The organism is Mucilaginibacter sp. OAE612 (genome assembly GCF_041806395.1).
GTDB lineage: Bacteria > Bacteroidota > Bacteroidia > Sphingobacteriales > Sphingobacteriaceae > Mucilaginibacter > Mucilaginibacter rubeus.
The window spans coordinates 1,248,253-1,268,207 of record NZ_JBGMUW010000001.1 but is presented as its reverse complement, the minus strand read 5'-3'; the positions used below and the strand labels follow the sequence as shown (position 1 = coordinate 1,268,207).

The 19,955-nt window shown below is 42.4% G+C and carries 16 protein-coding genes; 3 read left to right on the top strand and 13 right to left on the bottom strand.

The genetic code is table 11. The annotated features are described in order from the left end of the window. Positions 1–40: 40 nt before the first annotated feature. Genes ABID99_RS05350 through ABID99_RS05325 form a run of 6 tightly spaced genes read right to left on the bottom strand, consistent with a single transcriptional unit; the run spans position 41 to position 6,892 of the window. Positions 41–676, bottom strand: a complete 636-nt coding sequence (locus ABID99_RS05350; protein ID WP_090533110.1) for a Crp/Fnr family transcriptional regulator — start codon at positions 674–676, stop codon at positions 41–43. 9 nt (positions 677–685) lie between these two features. Then, positions 686–994, bottom strand: a complete 309-nt coding sequence (locus tag ABID99_RS05345) for a rhodanese-like domain-containing protein (protein ID WP_188834736.1) — start codon at positions 992–994, stop codon at positions 686–688. A gap of 27 nt (positions 995–1,021) precedes the next feature. Continuing rightward, a complete protein-coding gene (locus ABID99_RS05340; protein WP_373613101.1) occupies positions 1,022–1,207 on the bottom strand; it encodes a DUF2892 domain-containing protein in 186 nt (61 codons plus the stop codon). Then, complete coding sequence (locus ABID99_RS05335; RefSeq protein ID WP_373613099.1) at positions 1,204–4,428, bottom strand: efflux RND transporter permease subunit; 3,225 nt, start codon at positions 4,426–4,428, stop codon at positions 1,204–1,206. The genes ABID99_RS05340 and ABID99_RS05335 overlap by 4 nt, the downstream gene beginning before the upstream one ends. Positions 4,429–4,432: 4 nt before the next feature. Beyond that, a complete protein-coding gene (locus ABID99_RS05330; protein ID WP_090533119.1) occupies positions 4,433–5,539 on the bottom strand; it encodes an efflux RND transporter periplasmic adaptor subunit in 1,107 nt (368 codons plus the stop codon). A 9-nt stretch (positions 5,540–5,548) separates the two neighbouring features. Continuing rightward, complete coding sequence (locus tag ABID99_RS05325; RefSeq protein ID WP_373613098.1) at positions 5,549–6,892, bottom strand: TolC family protein; 1,344 nt, start codon at positions 6,890–6,892, stop codon at positions 5,549–5,551. A gap of 141 nt (positions 6,893–7,033) precedes the next feature. Here ABID99_RS05325 and ABID99_RS05320 point away from each other — a divergent pair, with 141 nt between their 5' ends. The 3 genes from ABID99_RS05320 (at position 7,034) to ABID99_RS05310 (ending at position 7,900) form a co-directional block, all read left to right on the top strand. Further along, positions 7,034–7,192 (top strand): hypothetical protein, encoded by a 159-nt coding sequence (locus ABID99_RS05320; RefSeq protein ID WP_175490083.1) that lies wholly within the window; start codon positions 7,034–7,036, stop codon positions 7,190–7,192. Between the two features lie 112 nt (positions 7,193–7,304). Beyond that, positions 7,305–7,457: a hypothetical protein gene (locus tag ABID99_RS05315; protein WP_188834732.1), complete on the top strand. Its 153-nt coding sequence runs from the start codon at positions 7,305–7,307 to the stop codon at positions 7,455–7,457. Between the two features lie 2 nt (positions 7,458–7,459). Beyond that, positions 7,460–7,900 carry a zeta toxin family protein gene (locus ABID99_RS05310; protein ID WP_373613097.1) on the top strand — a complete coding sequence of 147 codons (441 nt, stop codon included), beginning with the start codon at positions 7,460–7,462 and terminating at the stop codon, positions 7,898–7,900. A gap of 650 nt (positions 7,901–8,550) precedes the next feature. Here ABID99_RS05310 and ABID99_RS05305 read toward each other — a convergent pair. The 7 genes from ABID99_RS05305 to ABID99_RS05275 all read right to left on the bottom strand — a co-directional run bounded on the left by ABID99_RS05305 (position 8,551) and on the right by ABID99_RS05275 (position 19,954). Continuing rightward, the gene (locus ABID99_RS05305; protein ID WP_373613096.1) at positions 8,551–11,307 is read right to left on the bottom strand and encodes a TonB-dependent receptor domain-containing protein; all 2,757 of its coding nucleotides are present in this window, start codon (positions 11,305–11,307) and stop codon (positions 8,551–8,553) included. Positions 11,308–11,402: 95 nt separating this feature from the next. After that, positions 11,403–12,389 (bottom strand): FecR domain-containing protein, encoded by a 987-nt coding sequence (locus tag ABID99_RS05300; RefSeq protein WP_354484318.1) that lies wholly within the window; start codon positions 12,387–12,389, stop codon positions 11,403–11,405. An 81-nt stretch (positions 12,390–12,470) separates the two neighbouring features. After that, on the bottom strand, positions 12,471–13,163 hold the full coding sequence (locus tag ABID99_RS05295; RefSeq protein WP_188834728.1) for an RNA polymerase sigma factor: 693 nt from the start codon (positions 13,161–13,163) through the stop codon (positions 12,471–12,473). 212 nt (positions 13,164–13,375) lie between these two features. Further along, the gene (locus ABID99_RS05290) at positions 13,376–14,257 is read right to left on the bottom strand and encodes a glycosyltransferase family 10 domain-containing protein (protein WP_373613095.1); all 882 of its coding nucleotides are present in this window, start codon (positions 14,255–14,257) and stop codon (positions 13,376–13,378) included. Between the two features lie 58 nt (positions 14,258–14,315). Further along, positions 14,316–17,363, bottom strand: a complete 3,048-nt coding sequence (locus ABID99_RS05285) for a thiopeptide-type bacteriocin biosynthesis protein (RefSeq protein WP_373613093.1) — start codon at positions 17,361–17,363, stop codon at positions 14,316–14,318. Between the two features lie 94 nt (positions 17,364–17,457). Beyond that, on the bottom strand, positions 17,458–18,081 hold the full coding sequence (locus tag ABID99_RS05280; protein ID WP_188834725.1) for a DUF4254 domain-containing protein: 624 nt from the start codon (positions 18,079–18,081) through the stop codon (positions 17,458–17,460). Positions 18,082–18,121: 40 nt separating this feature from the next. Further along, positions 18,122–19,954: a glycosyltransferase family 9 protein gene (locus tag ABID99_RS05275; protein ID WP_373613092.1), complete on the bottom strand. Its 1,833-nt coding sequence runs from the start codon at positions 19,952–19,954 to the stop codon at positions 18,122–18,124. Position 19,955: the final 1 nt, after the last annotated feature.

Here is a 19,955-nt window from a genome sequence, read left to right as displayed (position 1 = left end):
AACAACACATAGAATTCGATACCCGCTTAGTTGCAGGCAATCAGGAATCAAAATCATTTAGCAGTTTAATCTCGTTGCGATATAATAGGATCTTGCCATTATTCTCCAGTATCTTAAGCAGGCGTGAGATCACGACTCTCGATGTAGCCAGTTCGTCAGCGATCTGGTAATGGGATGCTTTAACAACGCTTGAACCCGACAGCCTTTTCTTTTCTTTAAGATAAGCGATCAACCTGTCGTCCAGTTTATGAAATGCAATACTTTCTATAGACTTCAGCATTTCTGAGAAGCGCTCGTTAAAACTCCGCATGATATAATTCTTCCAGCTCGGATAGTTACACAACCACTCATCCAGCTTGTTATGGGGGATGGCGATGATTTGCAGGTCACCTTCGGCAATGGCTTTTACTTCACTTTTCTTCTCTTCCAGGCAACAGCTATAAGCCATCGAACAGCTCTCGCTGCTGGATAGATAATACAATAAAATCTCATTGCCATTATCATCCTTTTTAAGAACTTTTAAGGTGCCTTTAACTACGAGCGGCATCATACGGATATATTTCCCGTAATCCATCACCAGTTCACCGTCTTTGAATGATCGTAACTCGCCAAACTCCTCGATCTCTTTGATCAGGGCCGGTTCAAACTGAAAAACAAAATTAATGGGTTCGTCCATGCTGCTAAGTTAACAGTATTGGGCTACATTATTCCAACTTCCGCCATTGGTCACATTGGTAAACCCGCTTTTTTCAAGTATGAGTTTCGCATGCCCGCTTCTGCCCCCGCTTTGACAACAAACAATAATGTTCTTTTTGCCCCTGAACATGGCCTGCTGGGAAGCTACCTTATCCAGTGGGATATTGACGGAACCTTTTGCGTGTCCACAGGCAAACTCGGCGGGTGTGCGTACATCTATGATCAAAGCACCTTCTTTGATCAGTTCTTTTAGGTCAACTGCGGGTGAACCACCGAATAATTGCTTAAATAAATTCATGTCCTTATCGTTTAAATTTCAAATAATTCAATTTTTTACGCCGGCTGCTTTCAGGATCAACTCCAACGGGCAGAATCTGGTAAATGCGGATTGCAGAAGGTTTACGCCGACAAATACGCCTAACCAAAGCCAGTTAATATTTACAGTGTAAGCCAGTATTATACTGGTTAAAACTATTGTGGCGGCAACGGCACGAACGATTCTTTCTTTCATGGTTTTTGAATTTTAGGGTTAAGTTTTGTTTTACGCATCATTTTAAAGTAGAGCAAAGGCACCACGATCAATGTCAGGAAAGTGGAGGTGATGGTACCGCCCATCAGTGAGATGGCCAAGCCCTGGAAGATCGGGTCGAATAGAATGATCACCGCGCCTAAAGCCACCGCACCTGCGGTCAATAAGATCGGTGTGGTGCGTACCGCGCCGGCTTCAATGATGGCTTGTTTAAGCGGGATGCCTTCATCCAGCCTGATATTGATAAAGTCGATCAGTAAAATGGAGTTACGTACCATTACACCGGCCAGGGCGATGAAACCGATCATCGAGGTCGCTGTAAAATAAGCGTGCAGCATCCAGTGGCCCAAAACGATCCCGATCAGCGATAGTGGTATTGCGGCCAGCATTACCAGCGGCACCGTAAAGTTCTGGAACCAGCCTACGATCAGGATATAGATCATGATGATCACCACGGCGAAAGCGATACCCAGGTCCCGAAATACTTCGAACGTGATCTGCCATTCCCCGTCCCATTTCAGGCTGTAATTGTCTTCCAAATCGGGTTGATGGGTATATTCCTCTTTCAGCGAGAAGCCTTTAGGAACTTTCACGCTTTTTAAATGATCGGAAACATCGGAGATTGCATATGAGGGACTTTCCAGGGCACCTGCCATATCGCCCAGCACGTAAACCACTTCTTTCTGGTTTTTACGGTAAATGCTTTTCGGCTTGATCTGCCGGATTACAGTAACCAGATCTTTTATGGGCACAGCATTCCCCTGCATACCCATCACTTTTAAATTTAGTACATCGTCTATACTGCTTTTATCGGCATCGCTCAATTGCAGCTTGATGGCGGTTTGGTTATAAGCTGCGGGCTGGGCGATATTACCTACCGGCATACCGGATAAGCCGGCGTTAACCGTCGCAGCTATCTGTGCGGTGGCTATACCATAACGCATGGCTTTTTCTTTATTCACTTCAATATGGTATTCGGGCTGGTCGTCTTCAACCATCCAGTCCACATCCACCACATTGGCGGTTTTGTTCATCAGGTCTTTTACCTGCCGGGCAACTTTGATCTGTTCCTTATAGTCGGGCCCGTAAATTTCGGTCACTAAAGTAGAGAGCACCGGAGGGCCTGGCGGCACCTCTACGATCTTCACATTCGCATGGTATTTCGCAGCGATGGCTTGTATCGGGCCGCGCATTTCCTTGGCTATACCGTGACTTTGGCTACTCCGATCTTTCTTATCCATGAGGTTCACCTGTATGTCGGCCACGTTGTCGCCTCTTCTTAAATCGTAATGGCGCACCAAACCGTTAAAGCTGATCGGTGCTGAGGTACCGATATAGGTCTCATAATTTCTGACCAGTGCTTGCCCGGAAATGTAGGAGCCGATGTCCTTTGCTACTGCCTGTGTTTTCTCCAGCGTAGTGCCTTCCGGCATATCAATCACCACTTGGAACTCATTCTTATTATCAAAGGGCAGCATTTTCACGGCAACTGCTTTGGTGTAAAACATGGACAGCGAGGCAAACAGGATCACCACAGTGCCCAGGATAAATGTCCAGCGTTTCCACCGGGTTTCCAGTAGTGGCTGGATAGAAGAGCGGTATATTTTATAGACCCGGGTTTCTTCCATTAGCTTGGGTTTGTTCTCTTCGTGTGCGATGCCGTGCTTTTCTTTCCCGCGCAAAAAGATGTAACCGAGGTATGGGGTCAAGGTTAAAGCGACGATCAGCGATAAGATCATGGCGATAGAGGCACCAATCGGCATCGGGCTCATATAAGGCCCCATCATGCCCGAAACAAAGGCCATTGGCAATACGGCTGCAATAACCGTAAACGTTGCCAATATGGTGGGGTTTCCAACCTCGTTAATGGCATAGATCGCGGCCTGCAATGGCGGCAGCTTCTTCATCTTAAAGTGCCGGTGCATGTTCTCCGCGATGATAATGGAATCATCCACCACTATACCCGTGATAAATACCAGCGCGAATAGTGTTATACGGTTAAGCGTATAGTGCATAAAGTAATAAGCGAACAGCGTAAGGGCGAAGGTTACCGGTACTGACAGAAATACCACCAGGCCACCGCGCCAGCCCATGGCTAGCATCACAAACACCGTTACGACTATGATGGCGATAAACAGGTGAAGCAATAATTCACCTACTTTATCCGACGCGCTTTCGCCGTAATTTCGGGTAACGGTTAAGTGCACATCGTTTGGCAACAATCCGCTTTTTAAATGCTCAACTTTATTTAAGATCTGCTCCGATAACTTCATCGCGTCCGCGCCTTTCTTTTTGGCTACCGAAAGGGTGATGGCCGGGTAATTGGATTTAAAGGCTTGTAAATTTTTAATATCCGCTTTTCCATAACCAAATAGCACATACTGATTTGGTGTTTCAGCGCCTTCTTCAACTTTGGCGATAGATTTCAGGTAAACCGGTTGTTGCTGGTTAATGCCCACCACTAAATTGCCTACATCATCCGAAGAGGCCAGAAAATTTCCGGTCTCAACGGAAAAGGCCGTATCTTTTTGAAGCAGGGTGCCGCCTGGCAATTGCATATTGCTGCCCTGTATCTGTTTGCTGAGAGATAAAAAGTCCACATGGTTCTCCGCCATCTTGTTTTTATCAAGCAATACTTTTACCTCCCTGTTGCGGCCACCAATAATGTTAACATCCGATACATCATTGATCTTTTTGATCTCGTTTGCCAGTTCCTGGCCCATTTGTTTCAGCTGGTAATCATCATATTTATCGCTCCAGAGGGTTAAACCCAATACCGGCACATCGTCAATGGCCCTGGTTTTGATCAATGGCAGTGTAACGCCCTGCGGCATTTTGTCCATGTTCTTCATCAGTTCGCTGTACAGCTTCACTAACGAGCGTTCCACGTCTTCGCCGACATTGAACTGCACAATCACCATCGCTTGTCCTTGCATGGAGGTAGAATATACGTATTCCACCCCTTTGATATTCGAGATCATTTTCTCCATCGGAGCGGCAACTTTCGTTTCTACATCTTTTGGTGACGCGCCGGGATACCCGATAAATATATCGGCCATCGGCACCTGTATCTGGGGTTCTTCCTCGCGCGGAATTAAGAACGTACTGTAACCGCCGATGAGTAAAAAGGCGATCATTAACAGTATGGTTAATTTCGATTGTATGAATGCCTTCGCTATATTTCCTGCAAATCCGTCTTTCATATCCTTATTTTATTTTAACAGCTACGCCGTTGTATAATCTACCTTCCGCGCTCACGATGAATGGTTCATTCGCAGCCAGTCCGCTTAATACTTCTACCTGGTTACCCTGCGTTCTTCCAAGCCTTACCCAGCGCAGCAAAGCGGTGTGGTTGCTGCCAATGGTATACAATCCGGTTAATTGGTCTTTATACTGAACGGCAGCTAACGGCACCATGACCTGATCACTTACATTGGTTTTTACTGGCTGTGTAACCGGGATAGTCACATTGGCGTACATACCGGCGAACAAACCTTTCTTTTCGTTATCCGGAATAGTTGCTTTGATCAGGTACTGGCCGCCGCTGTTCTCTGAAGACTGACTGATCTGTGCTATTGTTCCTTTGATTGATTTATGAATAGCGTCGATATTTATTGTTACCGGTGTATTTTCCTCTATCAAACTAATCTCACTTTCCGGCACGGAGGCCCTTACCTGGTAACTGCGGCTTTGTTCAATGGTCAATAGCGGCATCCCAGGGCTGGCCATGCTGCCGGCGTCCACCATTTTCTGAGTAACTGTGCCGGCAAAAGGAGCGGTCAGGTTAGTATAGCTCAGCATGGCGTTTACTTCCCGGCGTTGTTGTTTCGCCGCTTCTAATCTCGCTTTGGCCGAATGGTACTGCAGTGTAATATTGTCCAGTTCTTTGGCTGAGGCGCTTTGTTGTTTATACAATGCGGTAAAGCGGTCATAATCTTTTTGCGCGTTTTGGTATCCGGCGTTAGCTTCGGCAATCATTGCATCAACTTGTGCTCTTTTGGCCAGAATGTCGTCATTGCTGATTGTAGCCAATGGCTGGTCTTTACTAACGCGGTCGCCAACCTTGACATCAATCTTTGTAATATAGCCCATTACCCTGGTGCTGATATTAGCTGTTTGACCAGCTTCTATCTGCCCGCTTACAGTCAGTCCTTGTTTTGCATCGGCCAAAGGTTGGCTCACCGTAACCAGTATTGCCGTATCTGCACTGGTGGCTGTGTCTTTTTTTTCATTGAAAGAACAGGAACTAATGACCATTAAACCGATACCGATTAGTAATTGCAAAGCCCTGTTTTTATGGATAGGTAAGTTCATATCTGATGGCTATTTGGTGGTGGTAGTTGTTAATAATTGTATGTAAGCGCGGGTAACGTCGACAGTAAACTGCGCTTGAGCTAATGAAAACTTTAATTGGGATAACTGGGTGTCGGCAATCAGCACATCGGTGGTGTTGACCAGTCCTTGCTGGTAACGGTTCTGCAATATTCGCAGGGCCTCGGTAGCTTGTTCTATGGCAGCCTTATCCTGATCCGCTTCAAAGCTGGCATCAGAAAGGTCGCGGTAAGCTTTATCCAGCTCCGTTCGGCTCTGGTCTTTTTGCTGGGCTAACTGCACCGAAAGCTTATCTCGTTTTAGTTTTTGGGCAGCGATGACATGTTTGGTTTTATTCCCGTTAAAAATATTCCACGATAACTGAATTCCAACCAAATACGCATTTGCGCCGAAACCGGCTAAGCGACTGTCGCTATATTGAAAACTACCAAACGCATTCAGTTTAGGCAGGTAATTCATCTGGCTGGATTTGATCATCAGTCCGGATGCTTCAATGGCTCTTTGCATGGCCATAAAATCAGAACGGGTAGCAAAAACCTTTTGCGTACTATCTATAGCCGGCAAGTTTGTTTCCGGTTGATCAACAAGGCTATAAGCTTTTCCGGTAGGCTGCCCCATTAACAAGCTGAGGTAATCAGACGCGTTAAGGATGCTGCTTTTGGCTTTTGCCAAGCTACTTTCAACTGCCGTTACATGAACCTGGGCATTCAATAAGTCTGACTTTTGGATCAATCCCTGCTTGAAGTGATTGTCGGTGAAAGTATATACCGACTTTGCAGTCTGGCTTGCTTCCGTCAAAACTTTCTCTGCCTGGTAAGCCAGCTGCAGTTGCAAAAATGCTTTAGTGGTTTCGAAAGTAATATATTCCTTAATGCGCTGGGTTTTATATTGGTAAACTTGGGTTTGCTTTTCGGCCCCCTTCCGCATGTACAGCATATCGATATTAAGCAATGGCTGCTTAACCTCCAGCTGTGCCATATAATCCGGCGTTGCAGAAGGATGGTTTAAAAGGGCAGGATTAAAATCATTTTGGGTAATACTGCGTTGCTGTAGTTTAAAACCAAAAGCATTAAGAGGATTGTTGGTGCTCATGGCCGCATAGGTGACATCAGCCTGTGGCAGGTAGACCGCCTGGGTCTGGTTGTAATCCGACTCCGCAATACGCTCGTCTAAACCGGCCAGGCGGATAGTTTTGTTGTTGGCTAAAGCTGCTGAAATGGCCTCATTCAGGCTCAACTTTTCGTGAAGGTCCTGGGCTTGCGCTACTGAGAGGAAGCCGGAGAAACCTATAAAGAGGAACAAGCCCGCTTTGATTAAACGCCTTATCGTTTTCATTAATTTATTTTTTTAACAAAAGTAGGTTCGGCTAAAAAGCTAAACGGTAACATTTGTTACCTACGTCGGCAAGTGAATATCACGCCCCGTAAATTCAGTTTTGTTTAGCAGCAGCACTGATTAAAAGGTGTTAGTTGTTGTATGATCCAACCGTTTTTAGGCATGTCTACCACCGACTCCTTATACGAACTTTCAAAACCACCAAAGAGCAGCGCAGGTAGTTGCGAGCAAAGGTCAAATCAGCGCAAGGGTAGCTTTAGCGATTGGGCTGTACGTTTACGCAAGCATAGCGCATTTTGACCGCTGGCCAAGGCAACGTTGTCGTTCAAGCTTATCTTATATTTGTTGGCCAGCAATCTCCTTTTTAATTCTCCGCATACCTTAGCGTCTTCGTCCTACCGCTGATGCCGTTATGCGCGAAACATTCAACAGGAACAGTTATCTAACCTACTTCGATAAAGCCGTTTGTCCCGATACCGGTTACATGATACATGAGTACCGCGATAGAAAAGAGCAGGTACAAATAGATGACAAAGGCACAGCACACCTGATTAAAATCCTTTAGTTATGACCTTGAATAACCCGCAACTACTGATCGTAGCGGGGCCGAACGGTGCAGGTAAATCTGCTTTTTCAAAAGATTTATCCGCTGCCGGTGCATCTATCTTTGACCCGGATAAAGAAGCTGTAAAGATTGAAGCACTTTACCCCGGCCTCCCAGGCGAAAGCGTTTCTTACGCAGTTGAGCAATATTTCCAGGATTGCGTAACACAAGCACTGAAAAATAAAACGGACTTTACGGTAGAAACAAATTTAAGAGATCCTGGACTAATGAATATTGTAACCCGGTTTAAGGAAAACGACTATGTTGCCAGCGTAATTTATATTGGCCTGGCTGACGTTAAACAATCCATGGACCGTGTGACTGCGCGAGTAAAAAGAGGCTGTCATTTTGTCGACACAGGTAGCATCTATTATAATTATATCGAAGGGTTAAAAAACTTTTAACACCTCGCAAACCGTTTCGACAACCTTGAATTCATCGATGCCAGTGGGAATTTATACGAACTAAAATCATTGCTAAGAATACAGAACCGCGAAGGTGTTTTTGTGAGTAAAGATTTGCCTGAGTGGGCTAACCCAGCTATCTCATCAATTGTAAAGCGATTCAGTCGTAGTTCACCGAAACGAGAAGACAATAATGAATCTCGCCGTGGCACCAAGCGTTAGAATCAAAGCTTGATTCATAGTTTATTTTATGCAATGAGAGCCCAGATGTGCTTCAACGACCAAATCACTTAGTGAAAGTTTTCTACTTCAAGATTGTTGGGTCGAGAGTTCGAATTTCTCCGGGGGCACTTTTAGGCAAGTTGTCGATTTTATTGGCAACTTTTTATTATTGAAATTCCGATGATGCTAAAAGCATCGTTTTAAGGCAAACTATATGAAAATGATGCGTATCGAATAATCGAATTAGATATTCAATCTCACTTAATCAAAAAATTTATCAAAATCATGCTTTTGGGCAAGTTGTTAATTTTAATTTGACAAGCTCGTAATAGAACACGTGTTTTAAAATCCCGATTCTATATCGATATTTAAAATAGTTTGATCAAATAATAGCGAAAATACCTGATCAAACTTGTGGGAATACCTGGTTAGTGTAACCTGCCGCTTTCATCTTCTGCACCTTTCGACCTGTTCCTTGCGCCTTTTATCTGCGACCGGCCGAATTTATAGGAGAACCCGATCTTAAATACCTGGGATTCGGGCTGTTGTGTGGATACCAGACTTAAGCCCGAATAATAACTCCGGCTCGTTAATTTGAGCATATGAAACAGATCGCTGAATGAAAGCCGGAGACTTGCCCTGTCATTGAACAGGGATTTCTTCGCGCCGAGATCTATTTCCCCAACGCTGGAGTTTTTGAGTACGCCATAAACCTCCGGGGTACGGTAGAAAAATGACAGCTCTGTAGAAAACGAAGGTGTGATTTTAAAAGTAGATGAACCGTTTGCGCTAAACGTGGTTACACTGTTGTTCACCGTTCCGTTTGGCAAACTTCCTTTATAATTCTGATAATATAGATTGGTGTTGACAAATAAGCTCCACCACCTGTTAATATCAAGAGAAGAAGATAGGCTGAACGTCACACTTTGGTTGTCCCCGATGTTCTGATAGCTGGAAATGATTCTGTTATTGCTCGTACTATCTGTCAGCGGAGAAACTACGTTTGTCGTTTTCATATAGCCAACCGAAGCAATCAGATACTGTTGCCAGGCGTAAGCCAATTGAAAGCTGTTTGAATACTCAGGTTTCAGGAAGGGGTTTCCCTGAAAAAAAGTCAACTCATCCATACGGATTTGAAAAGGGTTGAGGTTTTGGTAATTGGGACGCTGGATCCTCCTGCTGTAGCTCAGACTAAAGCTATGATGATCATTTTGTTTGAAAGCAATGGATGCCGTCGGAAACAGGTTAAAATAGCTGCGCTTGACCACCTCATTACCATTGCTGGTCAATGTAGTAAGCCTTCCGTCTGACGATGTCTGCTCCCCTCTCAGCCCTGCCTGATAGGTCCATTTCTTTAAAGTTATATTGTAATTGAGATAAGCGGCACTAACCTTTTCATTATAATCGAAGAAGTTGGTGAGTTCCGGATTGATCACATTTTCCCCGTTAATTACGTTATAGCTGTTGAAATCATTTTTAGAGTCAACGGCGCTAAACTTTGCGCCTGTTCCGAATGTCCCTTTAAACAGTTTTTGCTCATAATCTATATTGGCGGCATAGACATTGATTTTAGTTGGCGCGTTGATGAAATATATCAAAGGGTCGGACAGGGGATTACCGGCAGCATCCGTGTATTGGTTAGGCTGGGAACTGAGTTCTTTTCTATCAAGCAAAATATAGTTAAAGTTGCTGGTCAAGGTTCTACCGCTTGTATCGGTGTATTGATAATTGAGGTTATAGTTGTAGTTATTCCTTTTGATCAGCCTGTTGTTTTTAGCGGTTAATATGGAATCAATGTTTCCCGGACCGTCAGAAATAATCGTGTTGCCAAAAATATTATCATTATTACGGCCATTGGAACCATTAAAAAGGAAACCTAACGTATTTTTGTTATCGATAAAATAATCCACTCCTGCTTTATAAGAATGGTTTTTGTTTCCGTCGAATTCATCAGAGCGCTGATTAAATGTTGCCTGGGTGCCGTTTACTTCCTGGCTTCTAAGGATAGAGGTCTTGGTTTTATATACGCCGTCGTCATAGCCATAACTTCCATAAACATTAAACTTCTCAGATCGGTAATTCCCGTCTATCCCTCCATTAAATTTAGAGGTGTAGCCTTGGGTCCCGTTCAGGTTTAAAGAGCCATTAAAGCCAAAGTTCTTGTTCTTTTTCAATTTGATATTAATGATCCCGGCAGTTCCGGCGGCGTCAAACTTAGCGGAAGGATTACTTATGATTTCAATTTGATCGATATTAGCTGCGGGGATATTTTTCAAGACACTGGCCAGGTCCCCTCCTCCCAGGTACGTCGGCCGGCCGTTGATCATGATCTGCACACCTGAATTTCCTTTTAAGGATACGATATCGTTGTTAGATACTGCAACGCCCGGAGCCCGCTTGAGGACTTGCAGCGCATCTTCTCCGACCCCATTGATACTATTACCTACATTGAAGACCAAACGGTCGCTTCTCAATTCAATAATTGGTTTTTTAGCTACAACGCTAACTTCCTGTAAAACCTTGGTAGCGGCAGTAAGCATTATTTCCGGGAGCTGGATAGCCGTTTTATCACCGACAATGACAGCTATCGATACACTGTCAAGTCCCAGTGATTTAATATCGGCAATATACTCGCCCTTATTTTCAACCGAAAGCCTGAAGCTTCCGTCAGCCGCCGAAACCGCTGATTGAATTATTTTGGTGTCGTCGCGTTTTCTTATACTGATGGTCGCGAACTCAACCGGATTATTCTTGACATCCACCAGGCGCCCGGAAATTTCATATGAAGCCTGCATATCCTTTGGCTCCAATAAAATATTCTTATCCATCAAACGGAAAGACAATGCGGTATTTTCAAGCAACACATTTAATAGTTTCTCTACAGTCGTTGTAACTTGGACCATATTAAGGTTGGTAAATTGATCAACGTACGACTTCCTGTAAAAAAATCTAAACGGGGTCTGACTTTCAATTTTCTTGAAAGCACCTTCCATACTCTCGTGATTGAGCGCTATGGTAACCTTCGTATCAGAAATATTATCTTCCCTTGCAGACATCGCGTGGAGGGGCTGTACATCTGCAAAAACCAGCATTACAATAACAGTAAAGGCCATCAATAGCCACTTCGCGAAATCTCCTGAAGATTCACTTCCGGGTGCCACACTATTTTGTTGTTGTTTTCGCATTAATTGTTTTTTATATAGGATAGATAGCATAACGTTTGGAGGATTGATCAAAAATCTGTTTCTAAATTGAGTAATAAATATTATTACCCCTGCACTTATTTAATATTTTTAATATTGTTTTCAAAGATCAGAATGCTTCCATCTGCTTCTTTTTTGTAACAAGCATGGTTGAAAGCACACAAAACTTTAAGGATATCTTCTAAATCATTTCCCCGTAGGGCAGTACCCGAAAAAACGGAACTTTTTATTTTGTCATTTTGAAAGCGAATGATGACCCTGAACCTTTCCTGTAGCTTTATTGCCGCCTGGCCAAATGTTACATCGTTAAAATTCAGATCGTTTTCCAGCCACTTTATGACTTCCGCAGCATTAATAGCGGATTGGCTGTATTGATGATTGGCCGTGTTAAAAATGACTTGCTCGTTAGTGTTCAGAAAACCGATGAGTTTGTTCCCTTCGCTCACCTTGACCCTTCCCCTGGCAACTGTTACTATTACTTTATTTGAACCACCGCCTGATTTTATATTGAATGCAGTTCCCAAAACAGTAACGTCAACCTTACCGGTGTGTACCAAAAATGGTTTTGATGGTTGATGCTGAACATCAAAGTATGCTTCTCCTGTTAAAAAAACCTCCCGGGTTTTCACGTTGAAGTTTTCGAGGTACCGCAAAGTTGCACCTGAATTAGCCCAAACTTTGCTTCCGTCATGGAGAACGACTTTGTGATTTCCTGTCAGGGGGATTTTAAGCCCTTCTGATGTTTGTTCTACCGGTCCGTTTTTTATCGAAACCATTTTAGCGGTTAAAACGAGAAAAGCAAGAAACACGGCTGCAATAGCCGCCCATCTTACAACAGGGCTGGCGCCCGGTCTTTTAATGTTTCTTTCGGGGGCTAAAATATGGCTTTCAACATCCCTGAATAAAGAGTTCAACCATTCTTTCCGGGAAGCTTCATCCAGACGCTTCCAATAATTATTGAGGTTATAATGCTCCAGCCAATACTCCAACATTTCGTTTTCAGTCGGCGTAGTTTGCCCTTCTAGGTAGCGTGTTAATAATTCGGCGATATCGTTCCGGCTCATACTGATGCATTTTCACAGTAGTCGGATGAAACGTGTGATAGTACTATAACAATTTTTGTTTTTTTTGCAGAATTATTCTAGCTAGAGGAGAAAATAGGGTAACAACAATATCAGGCTGATATATTTGATTGATTGACGGAGGTATTTTAGTGCGCTGCCTAATTGATTTTTCACAGTTTGCTGGCTTAAATTCAACATCGTCGCAATTTCGCTGATCGTATGGTTCTGGTGTCTGCTCAGCTTATAAATCAAGCCAACTCTGGGGGATAAATTGTCGACCAGCTTAACGAGCGCCAGCGACAATTCTTCGGCCTCTATCTGCGATTCAACAGAGGGTTCATACATATCCGCCAATGACTGCAACAATGATTCATAGGACCTTTTTGAAATATTCCGCCTGATAATATCTACTATTTTGTAACGTACAGCGCGAAATAAATAAGACTTTAAATTATCGTGTACATCAAGCGATCGCCGATTTTCCCAAAACTTGATAAAAAAATCGTGTAAAAGATCCCTGGCTTCATCCATATCATGGAGTTTCGACATCGCAAAACCGGTTAAACTATCACCATAGCGCCTGTAAATTTCTGTAAATGCCTCTTTACTGTCCTTTTTAAGGAGAGTGATCAGATCTTCGTCAGTGATTGCTTTTATATAGGCCATATGTGCGGTTTGTTCGATTATCACAAATGCGATGAGGAGCTTGTCTACAACCGCTTCAGTGCGATTCGGCAATGGGGTGCGCCACATTACATCAGGACTTTTGCTCATGCAGTAAAAACACGCCCGCTGCGCAAGTCATCGTTTATTTCCAAGATTAATAATTAGTATATTGGTTATAAAAGACTTTACACCAACAGCGTTTCTGGCGTTACCAACAACAGGATGGGGCATGCAGGAAAAACGATAAGGCAGATCTTCAACATTTCTTTGGCATTACCGAAAAAAGGACAAAATATATGCGGTAATATGATCAGGGGACGTTATTCTTTTAACCGTTCATTCAGATAATCACAGAGACGTAAGAACAACCTGTTTTTTACAAGTTCGAGGCGCTGCATAAAACTTTGTTTCAGTGGCTTATTCTTCCAGTTTAAATATTGCTGATACTGGGTATCATCATTACAGCAGTTTACAATATGCAGCGCGAGTTCCTTTACAGATGAAAAGGAACTGACATTTACATAACAATGATCGCCAGGAGCGAAATCATCGATATTGGGCGCCCCGAGATATACCGGGACAGACCCGGCAATTAGTGGTTCAAAAAATTTTTCGGTAACATAGTCTTCGGCAATTGCATTTTCAAATGCGATCGTAAACTTATATTGGGATATTATTTGCGCTTTCGTTGACGGGCCCTGGTCTCCCTCAAGGGACTTATTATTTAACTGCTTGCCATATGAATCGATTTCGATGAAACCCATCAGCTCGCTGAGTATCCTCAACCTATCGCTTTTATCAAATCCACTTGATATAAATGCGTTAACATTATGATGTTTTGAAACAGGTGCGTTCAAAACCTGCTTCGCATATCCCGGGTACAAATAAGGTACAGGGATGTCTGATTTATTACTATATGTCATTGTGATCTCGAAAAGATCCCTTATTGCTTTCTCCGAGTGCCATTCATAGTGTAAGTTGCATTCCATAGAAAAGAACACCCATAATTGGGTTTCTCTTTTTTGGGATTTTAGCGCCTCCAGTTCAGCTTTATCCATATTGGGCATATGAAAAACAACTACATCGGCCTCATTAAAATGAGCTCTTTGATTAATTAACTCGAATCCATCACGAACTAAAATGGAAGGAAGGTTCCATTCCATTTCCCAAAAGTTGTTGTACAAAAGGATCTTGGTTTTCATTTTTTGATCGAAATAAAACACGTTTGTATTTTACTGTAAATTCAAGTTTGCGCCTGAATCAATTATCAAGAGGTGCTTTCCGGATATTAATTTCTGTGACCAGGTATTTCATGATCACGAAATAAACCATGAATTCCTGTTCACGCTGACTGGAAACAAAGAGCCGGTTGAGGTGCATATGGATAATATCGGCAGCAAACTTGCTCTTTCTTGCTTCTGTTTTTTCGCCTGAAGACAAATATTCATTGATCTCACTGTCCATCAGATTTTTAAACCTGATAAGCTTTAGCTCCCCCAAAAAAGTTTCTTTTCGTAATAAATCATATACTTCCCCTTTGATTTCCCTGAACTTCAAATCCATTTCATATTTCAATAGCTTAGGATCATCATATTCCGTGTAAAAATTATTGATAACAGTGCATGCGAAAACATACTGCGTTTGAATGTCAGGGAAAAACTGCCGGATGATCTGCAGTGTGGAAATCAGCCCTAAATTATAATATGGGTACCTGAAACCAGGCAATTGGGTCTTCCTGATATAGTGCAATATAAATAATGAGCTTGCGTGAAAAATACGCTCGGCCACCTGTATAGTATCTGCACCATATCGTTCTATTTCCCTTTTGTACATATCGGCCTTGTAATCCCTTACTACATTAAAATTTAAACTCTCCGATAGCCGGGACCTGAGCCTGACCAGCAGATCGGAAATAAATTTTTTGTCTTTTACCAATAAACGCAGGCGAATATGAAAATCAGGATCAGTATAGCGGATGAAGAACCAGGTTTCTGCTTCTTTATTTATTATATCTTTTAAAAATGGCAACAGATATTTAGTAAGCAAGAGGTTACTTGTAGAGGGCTGGCAGTATATTTTTAAAAAAAGCCACTGACTACCCAGTACAAAATCTCTTTCAGGGATGCTTTTGGGGAACGGTGTCAGATCCTGCTTCTTGTAAACGGAATTACTATTGATCAAAGCTGCTACAAACTGATGGGCAAGGGTCTTTTTATCTGGGTTTATCACAACTGGCATCGCAGACAAATACTCCTGGATGATCACCGGAAAGTTTCCCTTTATGGATCTTAAAAAAAATAAAGATTCATCCCTGTGGCCTAAATCAAATGTCAACAACTGGTCCGAACGTTTGATGGATAGCGTCTCCGGAATTTTCTTGGTTTTCAGAAACCGCGCAAGTTCATCAAGATTATCATCATCATTTTTATCTGTAAGGCTTACAATTTCTTCTACAGATAACTTCCACATGGCCAGACTAATAATAACATCCTTGTAACGTATCCTCGGATAATAACTCAAATCCGGTAAAACCCTTTCAAAGTCCAGTTTGAGCGAAGTTTGTAAACCTTGATACTGCAGATCTCCCAAAAGCCGGCAGATCCCCAACTGGTTGCTTTGATAATTATAAGCCGAACTTATCCTCGGAATGATCCTTTTTTTCAGTTTTTTTGATTCCAGGATCAACTCATCATTGATAACGGATAAATACATATCCGACAATAACAGCTGATTTGCTGTTTCAAGGTTAGAAACGGTGTTGACGGGTATTTCATAAATGTATACAGGCTCCCGCCTGTTTATATTGTCAATATGCGAGTTAACAATGCAATTGACTTCGGCAAAAACAACTTCCGGGTTGTTATCCTGTTCGGCCCGGGCTATTTGTTTATTAACTTCGAGCAGATCGGCATTGCAAATAGTGAACCGCCCGGTAATAGCGGTAGCTGAAACTCCCCCTATCGCTTCAAGGATCAAATTGCAGGGTGTTAACGAAAACATTACTGAGATTGACGGTGGCAAGGGCAGGTTATTTCCCTGATCATCAATACTCAGGTCTTCGTCGGCAATTAAAATCTCCTGGCCGGGATAAAGGTTCAGACATTTGCCCGACAAAAGCTTGTGGACAGGTGTCCAATTGATCAAAGCTTCTTCGACTGCCTTACGTTTAAAAAAAATGTTTTCCGTAAGGCTATCTTCATTCAAGGAAAATGCCCGTCCATCGTAGTCAATACCAATGTCCGGATCCAAAGCCTGGAGCAACGGAATTTTCCGGCCTTCAAATTTGGTTTTGAATTTCCCGATAAAAGTATTCAATGCAGGTGGCTTGCTGCCGGTAGTCAAACGCTGGAGCAGAGGAAGGACATCCATGATCTGTTGCTGATAGCGGACGTCCAGGCCTCCGCTTGCGGTCCGTTCCAGCACCGAATAAAAGAACCGTTTTCCTATCTTCATTTCTTTGCCCGGAAATATTTTTTCAATACCATCTGTGAGACTTTGTAAAGTAAGGGGATCAGGGAATGAAACACTACTCATTTCTGCCAGTATTTCCCGGCTTTGCTTTATAGTTGAGGGGTTCCCCTCATTTACACAATCCAATAACTGCAAAAAATAATCTTTCCCTAATACGCTACCTTCCATTGCTGAAAGAATTAGCTTAGATTCACTGAGCATATGAATGTAGGCCGCCGCGTCCAGACGGCTAAAACTAAATTCATCTATCAAATAAAGGATCAACTCATCGAATGATTGCCGTTTTGATCTTAGCAATTTGATGATTGCGCTGATCACCCTGTTATTTTCAACAGCACTTAAATGAGACGAGGTCCTGCTATTGCCGTCGGCAGGCATTGTCCTGATATATCTTAATTCCTTATTGAGGCGGTAAACGGTTGGGTTAACCGCCCAGGCTCCGAAATAACCGGTTCCCTGCCGCAGTTTTTCCGTTAGTTTCAACGTTAGCTCGTGATCGACGAAAAGATGTAATTTCGAAGTCGTTTTATCCTGGAGCGTAATTTGATCAGCATGGTCCTGCCAGTTAAGTATACTGAACGAAGCAAATGCGCCAAAGGGTGTTGAACGAAAACTCATCCTGTTATAGTAACTCCAAATCGTTTTTTTTTCCTTATCTGAAAGCAAGGCGTAAGAAAAATCCTTTTTTTTCAGGTGTTCATAGAATTCATAATTCGCTAAAAAAATACTGCTTTGAAAAAAACTTATTTTCAGTAATTCCACTAAACGCGTTTCATTATAATTTTCGGAACTTAAAAGAGGGGCACGTAAAAAAACTTTCGGGTGAAACGTAAACATAAGATCAGATCTATTCTTGGTTATATATCACTCAAAATAACCAGAGTCTGAATAAATATCAAATAATATTTACGATAGCACTTTAAATAGTATTTTATGCGGGCTTTTGCGCCCCATATAGCACAGGGTTTAAATCCGGATTGTTGTACATTTTCATTTGCCGGTAGATCTTCATAACCTTGAGCCCTTTTTGTATATCGGCCAGTAGTTTATCCACGCTTTTGGACAAATCTGCAATTTGTTCATTTAAAATGATCAGCTTATTCTTACAGGTGTTAATATGTAAAGTATCAACGTCCTCTCTGAACAATTGCTCGTTCATATGAAAAGCTTTAATACAAAGAATGCAAAGCCTGTCAACAGCCCAGGCAGGGCTTTCGGTATTCATTTCAGCAAAATTTACAGGCACAATGCCGTCAAATTGCTTTCCGAAGGTCTCGTCAATACACTCAACTATGTCATTTCTGACTTGATTGAGCTGATCTATCTGCCTTTTTAATTCCAATGCATGTTGGGGCTCTATTTCAGGGAGCCTGATATCGTCTTCCTTATGCCATTGCACCAAATCTGTCCAACATTTATCGTAAAGTAATTGTTCCAGGTTTGTGTGCCTGTACCGGTCACTCAGGTTTATTTTTTGAGGGTTTGTTTCGCTATGATAATCGTTTATCGCAGCAGAAAAAATACGGATTGCCGATGATGCAAAATTAGGATTCATAGTATTACTTGATTAGTTTAATATTATTTGCGCAATAAGATCAAATACCCTGGCTGCCGGATCCGGCCGGGGTTAGTGGCTGGCGGGATACTTTCTTTTTAAAATATGCTGTAAAAACGCCCGGCGTTATTTGTTGAAGCGGCAGGCTCTGTTCACAGTAAGATTCGATCCCGTCATCAAACAATGCCAAGTCCCTGAACTCACCCTCCGCTACATCCTTTGATTTTGAGTAAACAATGCACCTGATCAATGTCCCGGTCCACCAATGCTTGGGATGGTAGTACCGCTGCAACTCTTTCCAGTTTCCTGTATAAACGATCAGGTCTGGTAATAGAGACTTTTTGATCTCCTTTTGATTAAGCTTATGTTGATAAACACCATTGGCAAGGTGCATAACGCCTGTGCAGGGGCCTATGACCAATTTCACCTGGGGATGTGCGATCATACTCATGGCCTGTCTTAAGCCACGGCCTTCGAAAACAATAACTTTTTTCCAAATATTTTCCTGAAGTTCTGACCTTAATTTTTGTGACAGGTTTTGTTTATCCTCATCAAATAACAATACTTTATTATTTTCCTGGGAAGCAACGATGCGGATCAGTTCGGTTGCCATGGCTTCTGTGAGCATCTTTGTCCCGGCCGAGGAATTGAAAACCAGTACATTCAGGCATTCGCCGGTTCTCAGGCCTTTTTCAGCAAGCCAGGCGGCCGCCCAATTTTTTTCAACCTCCCTGAGCATTATTTCAGCATCTCGCTTATTTTGAAGCATCAGGGCAATAGGGTCCACTCCGGCAATACGTTTATCGTATAAATATTTATAGTTCAGCGCAGAAAACTCGCTAACTTGTTTGATAAACGTGTTAACGTAACTGTATAAACTTACCTGATTGAAAAAATGGTTCTTATGGGAAACGATATAGAATAATAAATAGATGACTGAATCGTTTTCACACAACACCAGGTCAAAATCATGAAAAGGTAATTCCTCGAATGAACTGTTGATTATATTTATCCTTGCATCGAAATCATCGCTGAAAATATTCGTGATCTTTTCTATTTTTTCCTGACTGCGGCAGTTCACGGTTATCGTGGCATCCGGATAAGCGCTGAGTATATTTTTTCTGATATTTTGAAGCCAGAAGTAGGTATCACCAATGTAAAACTTGCGCTTTTGATCGTCGATCAGGAGGATACGTTTAAAATTTCCGCCGGAGCGCGCCGTATTTAAATCAACGATCGTTTGAATTAAGTTCTGGTACAGCGCTTCCTGTTGTAAAGTGTTAAACCCTAAATAGTTTGAAAAAAGAGTTTCTTTAAATTTCTTTATTCTCTCTTTTTCCGCCGCGTCAAACCCTATGGTGTTTATAAAAGTGTTCAGGTCTGTAAATACGCTTTGCCGGTTCTTTTCGTTTGTATCTTTCATAGATGCAAATACCGGGAGCTCATCATCTCTGAGCCGGCTCTTTACGTCAAGCTCGGCAGCCAGTTTCAATAGTAGCTGATGCTCGTATTTATGGTAAAAAATGATCAGATCATAACTCAGAAGATCAATATTTTCTAAAGTATTTTTAGAGAGGTACGGATTAATAAAACTGATAGGTTCACTATTGCTTTTCCATAAGGTATCATAATTAGTCATTATTTCATCCAATACGGTTACCTTAGTGCCATTTGTTTTAACCTGGGAGAATATATAGATAGGGATGTACAACTGTGTGATCATCTGGATATCCACATTACATTGTGTGATCAGATCACAAAGGCCGCAAACAACTAAAACTTTTTTTATCTGATCATGGGTACCAAGCGCGCTCTTGCGGCTTGCCAGCTGCTTGAGCATATCCATGTCCCGCTTATCGTGTAAATTCTCCATA

What these genes read in the sequence shown, in the direction of transcription:
- ABID99_RS05350 (WP_090533110.1), bottom strand. Translation starts at nt 676, where the DNA reads ATGGACGAACCCATTAATTTTGTTTTTCAGTTTGAACCGGCCCTGATC.
- ABID99_RS05345 (WP_188834736.1), bottom strand. Translation starts at nt 994, where the DNA reads ATGAATTTATTTAAGCAATTATTCGGTGGTTCACCCGCAGTTGACCTA.
- ABID99_RS05340 (WP_373613101.1), bottom strand. Translation starts at nt 1,207, where the DNA reads ATGAAAGAAAGAATCGTTCGTGCCGTTGCCGCCACAATAGTTTTAACC.
- ABID99_RS05335 (WP_373613099.1), bottom strand. Translation starts at nt 4,428, where the DNA reads ATGAAAGACGGATTTGCAGGAAATATAGCGAAGGCATTCATACAATCG.
- ABID99_RS05330 (WP_090533119.1), bottom strand. Translation starts at nt 5,539, where the DNA reads ATGAACTTACCTATCCATAAAAACAGGGCTTTGCAATTACTAATCGGT.
- ABID99_RS05325 (WP_373613098.1), bottom strand. Translation starts at nt 6,892, where the DNA reads ATGAAAACGATAAGGCGTTTAATCAAAGCGGGCTTGTTCCTCTTTATA.
- ABID99_RS05320 (WP_175490083.1), top strand. Translation starts at nt 7,034, where the DNA reads ATGATCCAACCGTTTTTAGGCATGTCTACCACCGACTCCTTATACGAA.
- ABID99_RS05315 (WP_188834732.1), top strand. Translation starts at nt 7,305, where the DNA reads ATGCGCGAAACATTCAACAGGAACAGTTATCTAACCTACTTCGATAAA.
- ABID99_RS05310 (WP_373613097.1), top strand. Translation starts at nt 7,460, where the DNA reads ATGACCTTGAATAACCCGCAACTACTGATCGTAGCGGGGCCGAACGGT.
- ABID99_RS05305 (WP_373613096.1), bottom strand. Translation starts at nt 11,307, where the DNA reads ATGCGAAAACAACAACAAAATAGTGTGGCACCCGGAAGTGAATCTTCA.
- ABID99_RS05300 (WP_354484318.1), bottom strand. Translation starts at nt 12,389, where the DNA reads ATGAGCCGGAACGATATCGCCGAATTATTAACACGCTACCTAGAAGGG.
- ABID99_RS05295 (WP_188834728.1), bottom strand. Translation starts at nt 13,163, where the DNA reads ATGAGCAAAAGTCCTGATGTAATGTGGCGCACCCCATTGCCGAATCGC.
- ABID99_RS05290 (WP_373613095.1), bottom strand. Translation starts at nt 14,257, where the DNA reads ATGAAAACCAAGATCCTTTTGTACAACAACTTTTGGGAAATGGAATGG.
- ABID99_RS05285 (WP_373613093.1), bottom strand. Translation starts at nt 17,363, where the DNA reads ATGTTTACGTTTCACCCGAAAGTTTTTTTACGTGCCCCTCTTTTAAGT.
- ABID99_RS05280 (WP_188834725.1), bottom strand. Translation starts at nt 18,081, where the DNA reads ATGAATCCTAATTTTGCATCATCGGCAATCCGTATTTTTTCTGCTGCG.
- ABID99_RS05275 (WP_373613092.1), bottom strand. Translation starts at nt 19,954, where the DNA reads ATGGAGAATTTACACGATAAGCGGGACATGGATATGCTCAAGCAGCTG.